Annotated in this window: 11 protein-coding genes; 4 read left to right on the top strand and 7 right to left on the bottom strand. The window is 72.0% G+C overall.

Translation table 11 applies throughout. The annotated features are described in order from the left end of the window. Positions 1-62 precede the first annotated feature (62 nt). On the top strand, positions 63-1,310 hold the full coding sequence (locus ACWCQ6_RS18970) for an MFS transporter (RefSeq protein WP_451090538.1): 1,248 nt from the start codon (positions 63-65) through the stop codon (positions 1,308-1,310). Next, positions 1,267-2,589: a D-arabinono-1,4-lactone oxidase gene (locus ACWCQ6_RS18965; RefSeq protein ID WP_451090536.1), complete on the top strand. Its 1,323-nt coding sequence runs from the start codon at positions 1,267-1,269 to the stop codon at positions 2,587-2,589. Before ACWCQ6_RS18970 ends, ACWCQ6_RS18965 begins: the two co-directional genes overlap by 44 nt. Positions 2,590-2,639: 50 nt before the next feature. Here ACWCQ6_RS18965 and ACWCQ6_RS18960 read toward each other — a convergent pair whose 3' ends face one another. After that, on the bottom strand, positions 2,640-3,698 hold the full coding sequence (locus ACWCQ6_RS18960) for a hypothetical protein (protein WP_451090534.1): 1,059 nt from the start codon (positions 3,696-3,698) through the stop codon (positions 2,640-2,642). 497 nt (positions 3,699-4,195) lie between these two features. Here ACWCQ6_RS18960 and sepH point away from each other — a divergent pair, with 497 nt between their 5' ends. Next, positions 4,196-5,263: a septation protein SepH gene (gene sepH, locus ACWCQ6_RS18955; RefSeq protein ID WP_451090532.1), complete on the top strand. Its 1,068-nt coding sequence runs from the start codon at positions 4,196-4,198 to the stop codon at positions 5,261-5,263. A gap of 133 nt (positions 5,264-5,396) precedes the next feature. Here sepH and ACWCQ6_RS18950 read toward each other — a convergent pair whose 3' ends face one another. Next, positions 5,397-6,224 (bottom strand): sulfurtransferase, encoded by an 828-nt coding sequence (locus tag ACWCQ6_RS18950; RefSeq protein WP_451090530.1) that lies wholly within the window; start codon positions 6,222-6,224, stop codon positions 5,397-5,399. Positions 6,225-6,456: 232 nt separating this feature from the next. On the opposite strand from ACWCQ6_RS18950, the gene ACWCQ6_RS18945 reads away from it, so the two are divergent. Further along, positions 6,457-7,233, top strand: a complete 777-nt coding sequence (locus tag ACWCQ6_RS18945) for a VOC family protein (RefSeq protein ID WP_451090528.1) — start codon at positions 6,457-6,459, stop codon at positions 7,231-7,233. Between the two features lie 15 nt (positions 7,234-7,248). Here the strand turns inward: ACWCQ6_RS18945 and ACWCQ6_RS18940 are convergent, their stop codons facing one another. The 5 genes from ACWCQ6_RS18940 to ACWCQ6_RS18920 all read right to left on the bottom strand — a co-directional run bounded on the left by ACWCQ6_RS18940 (position 7,249) and on the right by ACWCQ6_RS18920 (position 13,613). After that, the gene (locus ACWCQ6_RS18940; protein WP_451090526.1) at positions 7,249-8,118 is read right to left on the bottom strand and encodes a PaaX family transcriptional regulator; all 870 of its coding nucleotides are present in this window, start codon (positions 8,116-8,118) and stop codon (positions 7,249-7,251) included. A gap of 43 nt (positions 8,119-8,161) precedes the next feature. Next, positions 8,162-8,812: a thymidine kinase gene (locus tag ACWCQ6_RS18935; RefSeq protein WP_451090524.1), complete on the bottom strand. Its 651-nt coding sequence runs from the start codon at positions 8,810-8,812 to the stop codon at positions 8,162-8,164. A gap of 54 nt (positions 8,813-8,866) precedes the next feature. Next, the gene (locus ACWCQ6_RS18930) at positions 8,867-10,054 is read right to left on the bottom strand and encodes an alkaline phosphatase family protein (RefSeq protein WP_451090522.1); all 1,188 of its coding nucleotides are present in this window, start codon (positions 10,052-10,054) and stop codon (positions 8,867-8,869) included. Next, entirely contained in the window at positions 10,054-10,650 is a 597-nt protein-coding gene (locus ACWCQ6_RS18925; RefSeq protein ID WP_451090520.1) for a DUF5998 family protein, read from the bottom strand. Before ACWCQ6_RS18925 ends, ACWCQ6_RS18930 begins: the two co-directional genes overlap by 1 nt. An 86-nt stretch (positions 10,651-10,736) precedes the next feature. Further along, positions 10,737-13,613 carry a bifunctional acetate--CoA ligase family protein/GNAT family N-acetyltransferase gene (locus ACWCQ6_RS18920; protein ID WP_451090518.1) on the bottom strand — a complete coding sequence of 959 codons (2,877 nt, stop codon included), beginning with the start codon at positions 13,611-13,613 and terminating at the stop codon, positions 10,737-10,739. Positions 13,614-13,672 lie beyond the last annotated feature (59 nt).

Raw genomic sequence — 13,672 nt, 5'->3', positions numbered from 1 at the left:
AGCTGTATCGGTTACGTTCATGTATTAGAGGCGCGTGCGATCACGCTGTTCCGGAGCCCTCCTTGCCCAGTCCCTACCGCGCGATATTCGCCGCCCCCGGCACCAAGGGGTTCTCGGCGGCCGGATTCCTCGGCCGGATGCCGCTGTCCATGATGGGCATCGGTGTGGTGACCATGATTTCCCAGCTCACAGGCCGTTACGGCCTCGCCGGTGCGCTTTCCGCGACGCTCGCGATGTCGGCGGCGGTGATCGGGCCGCTGATCTCCCGGCTCGTGGACCGGCATGGGCAGCGCCGCGTTCTGCGCCCCGCCACCCTCGTCTCGCTGGCGGCGGTGGCCGGACTCCTGATCTGCGCGCAGCAGCGACTTCCCGACTGGACGCTCTTCGTCTTCGCGGCGGGCGCCGGCTGCGTGCCCAGCGTGGGTTCGATGATCCGGGCCCGCTGGGCGGAGATCTACCGCGGTTCGCCGCGCGAGCTGCACACCGCGTACTCGTGGGAGTCGATCGTCGACGAGGTGTGCTTCATCTTCGGGCCGATCATCTCGATCGGGCTGTCCACCGCCTGGTTCCCCGAGGCCGGGCCGCTGCTGGCCGCCGGGTTCCTGCTGGTCGGCGTCCTCTGGCTGACCGCTCAGCGGGCCACCGAGCCCGTTCCGCATCCGCGCCGGGAGCACACCGGCGGCTCCGCGATGCGCTCCCGGGGTCTCCAGGTGCTCGTGGTGACGTTCGTGGCCACCGGTGCGATCTTCGGGTCCGTCGACGTGGTGACGGTGGCCTTCGCCGAGGAACGGGGCCACAAGGCCGCGGCAAGCCTCGTGCTGGCGGTGTACGCACTGGGGTCATGCCTGGCCGGAGCGGTCTTCGGCCTGATCCACCTCAGGGGGAAGGCGTCCACCCGGTGGCTGGTGGGCGTGTGCGCGATGGCCGTGAGTATGATCCCCCTCCAACTGGCCGGGAACTTGCCGTTCCTGGCCGTGGCGCTCTTTGTCGCGGGTCTCGCCATCGCACCGACGATGGTCAGCACCATGGCCCTCGTCGAACAGCACGTACCGCGCACCGAACTGACCGAGGGCATGACCTGGACCAGCACCGGGCTCGCCGTCGGGGTGGCGCTCGGCTCGTCGGCCGCCGGCTGGGTGGTCGACGCGTCGGGGGCCGAGGCGGGGTACGCGGTGCCCGTGGTGTCGGGAGCGCTCGCGGCCGTGGTGGCGTTCCTGGGGTATCGCCGGCTCAGCGGGCCGGTTCCTACGGAAGGGCGCGCGGAAGATGACCGACACCGACGCACGGACGACGACGAACGCGTGGCGTAACTGGGCGGGGAACGTCACCGCCCGTCCGGTACGGGCCGTGAACCCCGCCTCCGTTCCGGAGCTGGCCGAGGCACTGCGCCGGGCGTCCGAGGACGGTCTGCGGGTGAAGCCGGTCGGTACCGGGCACTCCTTCACCGCGACGGCGGCCACCGACGGCGTGCTGATCCGCCCGGACCTGCTCACCGGCATCCGGAACATCGACCGCGAGGCGATGACGGTGACCGTCGAGGCCGGCACCCCGCTGAAGCGGCTGAACACCGCCCTGGCCCGCGAGGGTCTCTCGCTCACCAACATGGGCGACATCATGGAGCAGACGGTCGCGGGCGCCACCTCGACCGGCACCCACGGCACCGGCCGTGACTCGGCGTCCATATCCGCGCAGATACGCGCCCTCGAACTGGTCACCGCCGACGGCACGGTGGTGACCTGTTCCGAGAAGGAGAACGCCGACATCTTCGCCGTCGCCCGGATCGGGCTCGGCGCGCTGGGTGTCGTCACGGCGATCACCTTCGCCGTGGAGCCCGTCTTCCTGCTGACGGCCCGCGAGGAGCCGATGACCTTCGACCGGGTCATGGGCGGCTTCGACGAGCTGGTCGCCGAGAACGAGCACTTCGAGTTCTACTGGTTCCCGCACACCGGGAACTGCAACACCAAGCGCAACAACCGCAGCGCGGGCCCCGCCGCCCCGCCCGGAAAGCTCAGCGGCTGGTTCGAGGACGAGTTCCTCTCCAACGGGATCTTCCAGGTGGCCTGTTCCCTCGGCCGGGCGGTCCCCGCCACCATTCCGTCGATCGCCAAGCTCTCCAGCCGCGCCCTGTCGGCCCGTACGTACACCGACATCCCGTACAAGGTCTTCACCAGCCCGCGCCGGGTCCGCTTCGTGGAGATGGAGTACGCGGTGCCGCGCGAGGCCGCCGTGGAGGCGCTGCGCGAGGTGAAGGCGATGGTCGAGCGTTCGCCGCTGCGGATCAGCTTCCCGGTGGAGGTCCGTACCGCCCCCGCGGACGACATCGCGCTCTCCACGGCCTCGGGCCGCGAGAGCGCGTACATCGCCGTCCATCTCTACAGGGGCACGCCCTACCAGGCGTACTTCACGGCGGTCGAGCGCATCATGACCGCCCACGCCGGGCGCCCGCACTGGGGCAAGGTCAACACCCGCGACGCCGAGTACCTCGCCGGGGTGTACCCGCGGTTCGGCGAGTTCACCGCCGTACGCGACCGCCTGGACCCGGACCGGCTCTTCGGCAACGACTATCTGCGCCGGGTGCTGGGCGAGTAACGTCCCTTGGTCCTGATCGGCTCCGCGCGCCCCGGGCGCGCGGAGCCGATTCACTGTCCGGTGTCCGTGCCGGCCGTGGCTCCCTCGTCCTGTGCCGGGGCCTCGCCGCCGCCTGCGGGGTCCGTATCGGCGGAGCCGCCGCCGCCCGGCGTGGCCGGGGGCGGAGTGGTCGCCGGGGGCGGACTCGTACGGTCGCCGGTGCCGCCGGACTGCGTGGGACCGGGCGTCGGATCGGTCGAGGAGCGGTCGCCCCCGCCGGAATCCGGGTTCTGGCTCCCGCCGCCCTGCTGGTCCGTATCGGGCGTCGTGCCGCTCTCCTGCTCCGGCGTCCGCCCCTGACCGGGGTCGGTGGTCGTCGACGGCGCCGGATCGTCCGACCCGGAACTCCGTTCCCCGCCGCGCACGACGGAGCCGACGGTCGTGCCCTGGCCGCCACTCAGGTCGTTGCCGGAAATCAGCTCGTACGTGGTGATTCCGGCCATCGCGAGGACGAAGACCACGGCCGCCCCGAGAGCCGAGCGCTTCCAGCCGCGGATCCGGGTGCCGTGCGTGGTGGCTTCGGAGAACTCCTCGTCCGGATCCGGCCGCCCGCTGGTGAGCAGCTGGGTCTCGTCGACGGGCCGGAGCATCCTCGTACGGTCCGGATCGTCCGCCGCATCGCGCGACGCGGCCGTGGCGTCCGCCCTGCGCAGCACGGTCGTGGCGTCAACGGCCGGTATCACCGTGGTGGCGTCCGTGACTCCGTCAGGAGTGCCGGAGGGAGCTCGGGAGGGCGTTTCGCCGGTCGGTCGTCGCGTCCCCCTCTTCGTCGCACGCGCATCGTCGGTCTCACGCGTATGTACGGTCACCGCACGACCCGGGTGCTTCACCTGGACCGTGACCTCGCGGATCTGCTCCCCCGTGCGCCGGAAGAAGTGCTGGAAGACCGAACCGCCGCAGGTGGCGACGACGCTCATCACTCCGGCACCGAGGATCGTTCCGTACACACCCAGCTGGGAGGCCGCCACCGCTGCCGCGACCGACGCCACGGCGCTGCCCGCCACCTGCGGCACGCTCAGATCTATACGCCTTTCTTTGGGCTCTATGTCACTTTCCGGCTTCTGTACCATTCCCAGCCCTTGATTGACATCTCTCCCACCATGCAACAGGAAGGGACATTTGAGCGAAGTGATTAGTTCCGCTTCGGGGGATTCTGTGAAGCAGGACACGCGCGAAGGACGCACCATCCCCGGCCGGGCAGCCGAACTCCCGCGCCTCACGAGAACTTCGACGGCGCGGCGGTCCACCCCGGTGGCCCGAATGGAGTACTGTGGCGAGCCCTGGGGCAGGACTCCCACACGGGTGTCCGGGATCTTCGGGAGGGGGCCGAAGGAGGCACTCGATCCGGCGGCGCCACGGCATCGCACGGGGACTGGCTACATGAAGTGACCAAAGGTGACTTCGTGTTGCACAATAGGTCACCGTGTCACACCGGCGATCAAGGGCTCACGCCCGACACGCCGGGCAACACGGCAATGTTGTGGCAGGCTGCACCCGGGCAGGCCACACTCGACTAGCGGAAGCAGCGACGCACGTGACGTCGGCAGGCACCACCCGGGAGGTCCCCATGCCCGAACTGCGTGTCGTGGCCGTCTCCAACGACGGCACACGACTGGTGCTCAAGGCTGCGGACAGCACGGAGTACACGCTTCCCATCGACGAGCGGCTGCGGGCCGCCGTACGCAACGACCGCGCGCGGCTCGGCCAGATCGAGATCGAGGTGGAGAGCCACCTCCGCCCCCGCGATATCCAGGCGCGGATACGAGCTGGTGCCTCCGCGGAGGAGGTCGCCCAGTTCGCCGGAATCCCCGTCGACCGTGTCCGCCGCTTCGAGGGCCCCGTGCTCGCGGAGCGCGCCTTCATGGCCGAGCGGGCCAGGAAGACCCCCGTGCGTCGTCCCGGCGAGAACGCCGGCCCCCAGCTCGGCGAGGCGGTGCAGGAACGGCTGCTGCTGCGTGGCGCCGACAAGGAGACCGTCCAGTGGGACTCCTGGCGCCGGGACGACGGCACCTGGGAGGTCCTGCTGGTCTACCGGGTCGCGGGCGAGCCGCACTCGGCGAGCTGGACGTACGACCCGCCGCGCCGGCTGGTCCAGGCCGTGGACGACGAGGCGCGCTCGCTGATCGGCGAGACCGACGACGTCGCCGCGCCCGAGCCGAGCTTCCCGTTCGTGCCCCGGATCGCCCGGCTGCCGCGCGACCGGCCGCTGGACCGCGCCCTGGACCGCCAGATGGAGCGGCCCACGGCCCCGCCGCCCCCGCCCGAGCCCGAGGAGCACATCGCGTCCGTCTCGGCCGGTGAGCGTGATTCGCTGACCAGCCTGCTGGAGGCGGTGCCGAGCTTCCGCGGCGACATGGTGGTTCCCGAGCGTCCGGCGCCGCCCGAGCCGCCCGCGGTCGAGCCCGCCGCCCAGGAGCCGGAGGCGGACGAGCCGCCGGCCGCGGCGGCCTCCGCGGGCGCCGGTTCCGCCTACGCGGATGTGCTGATGCCACGGGCGGTGGCCGGTCACCGCGACCGGCTGACCGGTACGACGGACCGCCAGGCCGAGGCGGACGGCGTCCGGCCGGGCCGCCGGGCCGCCGTACCGACCTGGGACGAGATCGTCTTCGGTACGCGCCGCAAGAAGCAGGACTGAGCGGAGCGACCAGAGGATGACGAGGGTCCGTACGCCACTGCGTGCGGGCCCTCGTGCCGTGAGCGGCCGCCGCACCCGGCGCCTGCGGGGCCGGGAGCGGCGAGTGGGGTCGGTCCGGCCGGCGCCCGTCCCGTTACTGCGGCTCGGGCCCCGTGGCGACCGGGCGGGACTCGTCGCCGGACCACTCGGACCAGGAGCCCGCGTACAGCGCCGCCGGGATGCCCGCGACGGCCAGGGCCAGTACTTCATGGGCGCCGGAGACCCCGGAGCCGCAGTAGACGCCGATCTCCCCCGGTCGATCGGCGCCGAGTTCCTTGAAGCGCACCGCCAGCGCCTCGGCGGACAGGAACCGGCCGTCGTCCCCCGTGTTCTCGGAGGTCGGGGCCGAGACGGCTCCCGGGATGTGGCCGCCCACCCGGTCGATCGGCTCCACATCGCCCCGGTAGCGCTCGGCGGCCCGGGCGTCGAGCAGCAGACCCGAGCGGGCCAGCGCCGCCGCCCCGTCCGCGTCCAGCAGCGGCAGCGCACCGGGCGTGGGCCGGAAGTCGCCCTCGGCCGGGGCCGGGGTCTCCTGCTGGAGTTCGCCCGTCCAGGCGGCGAGTCCGCCGTCCAGGACCCGGACATCCGGATGCCCCGTCCAGCGCAGCAGCCACCAGGCGCGTGCCGCCGCCCAGCCCTGGCCGCCGTCGTACACGACCACCGGGGTGTCCCGGGAGACACCGGCCCGGCGCATCACCGCCCCGAATTCCTCCGGATCGGGCAGTGGATGACGGCCGCCGCGGCCTGCCGGACCGGCGAGTTCCGCGTCCAGGTCGACAAAGACCGCACCGGGGATGTGCCCGGCCTCGTAGTCGGGTCGCCCGTGCGGGCCACCCAGTTGCCAACGTACGTCGAGGAGCACCGGCGGACGTGGCCCCGTCGACTCGCTCGCGTATTCGAATGCGGTGATGATGGGCTTCATGGGTGCCATCCTCGCGCAGGAGTCGCCCCACCCGTAACACCGTCGAAACGGGCGCAACACACTGAATCGGTCTCCCTGCGTCGAGATCCCGGGAAGTGCGGCGCGGCCGCAGCACTTCGTGCGCCGGGTGGTGCAAACATCTGCACGGGGCGTACACATCCCGTACCGCGCGACGGCACGCCGGCCCCGTTCCCCCGTACGGCCACCCCGATGGTCCGAGGAGAGAGTGACGATGACCGAGGCTGCCGCTCCGCGTACGCCCGGAACACCTTGCTGGGTGAGTCTGATCGTGCACGGTCTGAGCACGACCCAGGACTTCTACGCCGGTCTGTTCGGCTGGGAATTCGTTCCGGGTCCGGACCAACTGGGTCCGTATGTCCGGGCGCTGATCGACGGGAAGGTGGTGGCGGGCCTCGGCCAGCTGCCGCCCGAGCGGCACCTGCCGGTCGCCTGGACGACCTATCTGGCCAGTGACGACGTGGATCTCACGGCGGAGACCATCCGGTCCTGCGGTGGCACGGTCGCCGTGGGGCCGCTCGACGCCGGAGAGGCGGGCAGGCTCGCCATCGCCGCCGACCCCAGCGGCGCGGTCTTCGGGGTCTGGCAGGCCGCCGCACACCTCGGCACGGCGCTCGCCGGGACCCCCGGCACACCGGCCTGGAACGAGCTGGTGACCCGCGAGACCGCGACGGTCTGCAAGTTCTACCAGACGGTTTTCGGCTACGAGGCGGAGGCGGTCGTCTCGGCCGACTTCGACTACCAGACCCTGCGTCTGGAGGGCAGGCCGGTGGCCTCACTGCACGGCGTCGGCCACGCGCTGCCGCGCGACCGGGGCCCGCACTGGATGACGTACTTCGAGGTCGCCGACACCGACGAGGCGGCCCGGCGGGTGGTGGAGCTCGGCGGGTGCATTCTGCAGCCGCCCCGGGAGGGGGCGAGCGGCCGGGTGGCGACTGTGGCGGACCCGGAGGGGGCGGCGTTCACGATCGTCCGCTCGGATACTCGCTGAGCCGTCCGGCGGGCGTCAGCGCGCCCGGACCCGCTCGACATGCCGGTGGGCGGGTCCGGCCAGCCGGGCGTTCATCTCGTCGAAGAGCTCGGAGGCGTGGGTTCCGCTCCATTCCCCGGGCAGCAGTTCACGCGCGACCCCGGGATCGAGGTAGACCAGCCGACGCCAGTCGGTAAGGACTCCGATGTACTTCGTGAACGCCTGGCGGTCCGTCACCGGTGCGCCGTTCGCGATCCGCTCGGCCACCGGACGGTGCGTGGCGAGGAATTCGACGTACAGCCGCTGCAGCCGGTCGGTGTCCCACCAGGAGCGGACCTTCGCGGCGAGTTCGTCGGCATCGCTGCCGACTGACAGGTAATCGGCCCGGAAGAGGTCGGCGTACGAGCGCAGTCCGTGCCTGGCGAGCATGGACTCCGCCTCGTCGTGCACATGTCCTGGGGCGATCCATACTCCGGCGGACACGGAACCGAAGCCGAGCCGGGTGAGCTGGGTGCGCAGGGTGTGCCGCCTGGCGCGTTCGGACTCGGGCACCGAGAAGACGACCAGCACCCAGCCCTCGTCCACGGTGGCCCGCCTGGCCGCGAAGATGCGCGGATCACCGTCGCGCAATATCCGCTCGGTCTCGGGCGAGATCCGGTACCCGGCCGTTCCGGACACCGACCCGGCTTCCAGCAGTCCGGCCCGCTTCAGCCGGGAGACGCAGGAGCGTACGGTCGGCGCCTCGATGTCGAGGTCGGCGAGAAGCTGGATCAGTGAGGCCACCGACATCCAGCCAGCGGTGTCGCGCGCGTACAACCCGTAGACGGTCACGATCAGCTGCCTGGGCTGCACCTTGCCCAGCGGGCCCGGTCCGGACCCGGACTCTTCCGCGCTCACCGTCTTCACAGGCGTCATCCTAAACAGCCGGTCACAGCACCGACCGGGCGGTTCAGACGGAGGCGACGGGCAGCACGTCCGGCGACAGCGCGCCCGCGCGGGCGCCGGCGCTGGTCTTCCTGCGCTGGTGGTGACGTCGACACAGCACCTCGTAACCGACCTCGCCTGCCTGCTGGTTGACATCGCCCACGACCACCTGGGCGCCTTCGACGACCATCTCGCCGCCGACCGTCCGGGCGTTGTGCGTGGCCCGCGCGCCGCACCAGCAGAGCGCTTCGACCTGGAGCGTCTCGACCCGGTCGGCGAGCTCTATCAGCCGCTGGGACCCAGGGAACAGCTTGGTCCGGAAATCAGTGGTGATGCCGAACGCGAAAACGTCCATGTCGAGGTCGTCGACAATGCGCGCGAGCTGGTCGATCTGAACGGGAGCCAGAAACTGCGCCTCGTCCACGATCACGTAGTCCGCCCGGCCGCCCCGGCTTATCCGGTCGACGAGATGGGCGTACAGGTCCATGCCCTCATCGGCCTCGACGGCCTCGGTGACCAGCCCCAGGCGCGAGGAGAGCTTGCCCTCCCCCGCCCGGTCGTCACGGGTGAAGATCACGCCTTGCAGGCCACGTGCCGAACGGTTGTGGCCGATCTGCAGCGCCAGCGTGCTCTTTCCGCAGTCCATCGTTCCGGAGAAGAACACAAGCTCGGGCATGAGGGGCTGAGCACCTTTCGGGCGGGCGAAGAAGCAGTGGTCGGGAAAAAGCGGTTACGAGCGTACTTCGAGAAGCGGAACGAGCTGCTCGACGGGGGTCATCGAACCGTGCATGCCCACCATCGCGGACTCGTGCGGCTCATTGACGGAGGCGGTGATCACCACGTCGTCGTGGGCCGCCGCGACGACGTCGCCGATCCTGCCGTGCACACGCTCGTCGATCTTCGGGCCGAACCATCCGGCCGCGACAGCCTCTTCCCTGCTCGCCACCCAGAACTGCTCGCCGAGCACTTCCCGCCAGACCGTCAGCACGTCGTTCTCGGCTCCCGGGACGGCGTACACATGACGGGCCCGGCCCTCGCCGCCGAGCAGGGCGACGCCCGCGCGCAGCTCCCAGTCCTCGTCGAAGTCGATCCGGGACTGCTCGTCGAACGGGATGTCGATCATGCCGTGGTCGGCGGTGATGTACAGCGCCGAGCGGGGCGGGAGCTGTTCGGCCAGGCGCCTTGCCAGTCCGTCCACGTACATCAGCTGTCCGCGCCAGGCGTCGGAGTCGACGCCGAAGCGATGGCCCTTGCCGTCGACCTCGCTGTAGTACGTGTAGACGAGCGACCGGTCGCTCGCGGCGAGCCGCTCGGCGGCGGTGTCCATCCGCTCCTCGCCGGACAGCCGGCCCAGGAACGAGCCGCCGCTGAGCGCGACCTGGGTGAGCGGAGTCTGTTCGAAGGCGGGGGCGGAGACCTGGGCGGTGCGCACGCCCGCGGCGTCGGCGAGCCCGAAGACCGTGGGGTACGGCTGCCAGACCTTCGGGGAGGTCCAGGGCTTCCAGCGGAGCTGGTTCATCAGCTCACCGGTCTCCGGATTGCGCGCGGTGTAGCCGGGCAGGCCGTGCTCCCCGGGCGGGAGCCCGATGCCGACCGAGGCCAGCGAGGTGGCCGTGGTGGCCGGGAACCCCGCCGTTATCGGACGGCCGGTGCCACCGCGCGAGGTGGGGAGCAGGGAGTGCAGAAACGGTGCCTCGTCGGGGTGGGCCTTGATCTGCTCCCAGCCCAGGCCGTCGATCAGGAACACGCAGTTCCGGTCGGCGGGGGTGAGTTCGGGGATCGCCGCGGTGAAGCCGGGCACGCCCTGCCCGGCGACGAGCGTGGGCAGCAGGTCGGAGAGCGATCCGCTGCCGTACTCCGGGACCGGGGCGCTCTCGACAGCGAGCGGATCGGGCTCCTGCCAGGCCGGCTGTGCCATCAGCGGCCGGTCGCCGCGGTCGCGGCCGTGGCCTCGGAGAGCGACTGGGCGAAGGCGAGGGTCTGACGCACGGTGTCCGGGCCGTCGCCGGCCTCGCTGACCCGCAGGCTCAGATCGTCGGCGGTGGAATTACCGGTGTAGCCGTGGTCGGCCTCGCAGTTGGGGTCGCCGCAGGCGGCCGGCTCCAGGTCGATCCGGGAAACCGCGCCCCAGCCGATGGTGAGGACGACTTCGCGGGGCAGCGTGCCCGGCACGTACTTCTCCGGGTTGGCCACGACCCGGCTGACCACGACCGAGGAGATCCGGTCGAGCTTGACCGACTCCGTGGAGGTGGTGGCGTACGGGGACGGGGAGCTGGTGTCGGCGTTCTGCTCGTCGGTGTGGCTGACGATGAAACGGTTGTCCGTCAGGACCAGGACCGTGACATGGCGGCGCACCTCGTTGGAGTCGAACGTGGTCTCCTGGTGCACCAGGTACGAAGCGACCGGCTCACCGCCCACGGCGGCCTCCACCGCCTCGGCCACGAGGGCCGGGTAGTAGCCACTGCGCTCGATCGCCGCGCGCAGCCCCTGGGTCGTCGTACCGGTCTTTGCCATGAGGACCATCCTACGGGGGCCGGATGACTGCCGGGGACGTTGTACGGCACGGCGGACCGGGCCCCTCGGACATGACGGCGCCCGGGTCAGTAGTTGGGCAGGCGGCGGGGGCCGAGATCGGTGCGGGGCGGGGGCGGCGAGAGGCGGACGCTCGCGCCGAGCACGGTCAGCCCCTGGGTGGCGACCACCACGGGTTCCAGGGCGACGGAGACCACCTCGGGGTGGTCGTCGACCAGCCGGGAGACCCGCAGCAGCAGCTCTTCGAGGGACGCGGTGTCCACGGGCGCCGCGCCGCGCCAGCCGAACAGCACCGGGGCCGCCCGGATGGACCGGATCAGCTCGGCGGCGTCGCGGTCGGTGGCCGGGACGAGGCGGTGGGCGGTGTCGCCGAGGAGTTCGGAGGGCGCGCCCGCGAGCCCGAAGGACAGGACGGCGCCCGCCGCCGGGTCGATCGTGGCCCGTACGACGGTGTCGACGCCGCGCGGGGCCATGGCCTGGACGACGGGCCGGAGTTCGGCGGGCTTGCCGAGCAGGTCGGTCAGTTCGCCGTACGCCCTGCGCAGCGCGGTCTCATTGGCGAGGTCGAGCCGGACGCCACCGAGGTCGGCCCGGTGGCGCAGATGCGGCGCGGTGGTCTTGAGCGCCACGGGATAGCCCAGCCGGGCCGCCGCGGCGACGGCGGCGTCCGGGTCGGGTGCCGGGAGCGTCGGCCGTACGGTGATGCCGTAGCGGCCCAGGAGTTCGCGTGCCTCCTCATGGGCGAGCGGTCGGCCCCGCGGGTCGGGGTCGGGGCCGAGGAGGGTGTCGATGAGCTCGGCGGCGCCCGTTTCGTCGATGGTGTCGTCGAGGAACTCGGGCACCTTGCCGGGCACGGCGGCCTGGCGCCGCCACTGGGCGTACCGCACCGCTTCGGCCAGGGCGCGCACCGCCCGTTCGGCGGCGGGGTAGGCGGGGATGCGGCCGATGCGGGTGCCGGGGGCGCCGTCGCCGTCGCCCGCGGGGGAGGCCGCGGAGGTGGGCGCCGGGCTCGGGTCGGCCGGGGCGGCGGGCACGGCCGGGGACGGCTGCGCCAAGGAACGCGGCTGCGCGACCGTGCTGGTGGCCGCGGCGAGGGCCTCCGCCAGCCCGCCGATCTCGACATGGACGACGGCGACCGGCTTGGCCGGCCCCGCGGCGGCGGCCGTGTGCAGCGCTGCCGCGAGCACCTCTCCGTCGCCGGCCTCCGCCTCGCCGTCCTCGCCGACCCACGGGATGGCCGTCACGACCACCGAGTCGCAGCCGTCGTCGGCGAGGGCCTCGGCCAGGGCGTTCCTGAAATCCTGCGGGGTGGCGGCGGTGGTGAGATCGAGGGGCGGGCGCGGGCGCAGCCCCTCGGCGAGGCAGGCGTCGTACGTGAGGAGGCCCAGCGATTCGGAGTTGCCGAGGATCGCGACCCGGGGACCGGCCGGCAACGGCTGGTCGGCGAGGAGGAGGCCCGCGTCGACCATCTCCGTCACCGTGTCGACCCGGATCACACCGGCCTGCCGCATGAGCGCCGAGACCGCCGCGTCCGGGATCCGGCTGATCGGCACCGCGTGGCCGGGCGGGGTGGAGCCGCTGTGCCGGGCGCCCTTCACCACGACGACCGGCTTGACCGCCGCGATGCGCCGCGCGAGGCGGGTGAACTTGCGAGGATTGCCGAGCGATTCGAGGTACAGCAGGGCGACGTCGGTGTCGGGGTCCTCGTACCAGTACTGGAGGAAGTCGTTGCCGGAGATGTCGGCGCGGTTGCCCGCGGAGATGAAGGTGGACAGGCCCGCGCCGCGGCGGTAGAGCCCGGAGAGCAGCGCGATGCCGATCGCGCCGGACTGGGTGAAGAGGCCGATGCGCCCGGGGGCGGGCGGCTCGGGGGCGAGCGAGGCGTTCAGCCGAACCGTTTCCGCGTTGTTGATCAGGCCGAAGGCGTTCGGGCCGATGATCCGCATTCCGTACGAGCGGGCCTGCCGGACCAGTTCGCGTTGCCGCTCCCGGCCTTCGGCGCCCCATTCGGCGTATCCGGCCGAGAGAACGACCAGGCCCTGGACGCCATGTTCGCCGCAGTCCGCGACGGCCTCCGGAACCCGGTCGGCTGGGACGGCGACGACCGCGAGATCGACCGGTTCAGCGATCTCACCGATCGAGCGGTGGGCGGGGACGCCGTCGACCGTGGCCAGGCCGGCGGCGAAGGCGCGGTTCACGGCGTACGTCCGGCCGGTGAAGCCGGCGCCGAGGAGGTTGCGCAGGACCGTGCGGCCGACGCCTCCGGGGGTCCGGCCGACGCCGATGACGGCGACGGAGCCGGGGGCCAGCAGTCGTTGTACGGACCGCGCCTCCGCCCGGTGCTCACGGCCGCGCTGGACGGCGAGGGACTCGGCGGTCGGTTCGAGGTCCAGGGTGAGGTGGACGGAGCCGTCCTCGAAGCTGCGCTGCTGGGTGTATCCGGCGTCCCGGAACACCTTGATCATCTTGGTGTTGGCGGGCAGCACCTCGGCGGCGAAGCGGCGGATCCCGCGCTCGCGGGCGACGGCCGCGATGTGTTCGAGGAGCGCCGAGGCCACGCCGCGGCCCTGATGCGCGTCCTGGACGAGGAAGGCGACCTCGGCCTCGTCGGCGGGTGCGGAGGCGGGCCTGCCGCGCTCGTCGATCCGGTCGTAGCGGACGGTCGCGATGAAGTCGCCGCCGACCGTGACGGCGAGTCCCACCCGGTCGACGTAGTCGTGGTGGGTGAAGCGGTGCACGTCCCGGTCGGACAGCCGGGGGTACGGGGCGAAGAACCGGTAGTACTTCGACTCGTCGGAGACCTGCTCGTAGAAGCTGACCAGCCGTTCGGCGTCGTCCGCGGTGATGGGCCTGATGCGCGCGGTGCCTCCGTCGCGGAGCACCACGTCCGCTTCCCAGTGGTCGGGATAGGGGTGCTGCGGACACTGCTCCGGCGCGGGCTGCATGGGCAAAGACTACGGCTCGGCCAGCGGTCGCGTACGACTCGGGGCCGGGGCAGTCTGGG

It is taken from the genome of Streptomyces sp. NPDC001880 (assembly GCF_053594575.1).
This window is presented reverse-complemented; position numbering and strand designations above follow the sequence as displayed.

What these genes read in the sequence shown, in the direction of transcription:
- ACWCQ6_RS18965 (WP_451090536.1), top strand. Translation starts at nt 1,267, where the DNA reads ATGACCGACACCGACGCACGGACGACGACGAACGCGTGGCGTAACTGG.
- ACWCQ6_RS18960 (WP_451090534.1), bottom strand. Translation starts at nt 3,698, where the DNA reads ATGGTACAGAAGCCGGAAAGTGACATAGAGCCCAAAGAAAGGCGTATA.
- sepH (WP_451090532.1), top strand. Translation starts at nt 4,196, where the DNA reads ATGCCCGAACTGCGTGTCGTGGCCGTCTCCAACGACGGCACACGACTG.
- ACWCQ6_RS18950 (WP_451090530.1), bottom strand. Translation starts at nt 6,224, where the DNA reads ATGAAGCCCATCATCACCGCATTCGAATACGCGAGCGAGTCGACGGGG.
- ACWCQ6_RS18945 (WP_451090528.1), top strand. Translation starts at nt 6,457, where the DNA reads ATGACCGAGGCTGCCGCTCCGCGTACGCCCGGAACACCTTGCTGGGTG.
- ACWCQ6_RS18935 (WP_451090524.1), bottom strand. Translation starts at nt 8,812, where the DNA reads ATGCCCGAGCTTGTGTTCTTCTCCGGAACGATGGACTGCGGAAAGAGC.
- ACWCQ6_RS18930 (WP_451090522.1), bottom strand. Translation starts at nt 10,054, where the DNA reads ATGGCACAGCCGGCCTGGCAGGAGCCCGATCCGCTCGCTGTCGAGAGC.
- ACWCQ6_RS18925 (WP_451090520.1), bottom strand. Translation starts at nt 10,650, where the DNA reads ATGGCAAAGACCGGTACGACGACCCAGGGGCTGCGCGCGGCGATCGAG.
- ACWCQ6_RS18920 (WP_451090518.1), bottom strand. Translation starts at nt 13,613, where the DNA reads ATGCAGCCCGCGCCGGAGCAGTGTCCGCAGCACCCCTATCCCGACCAC.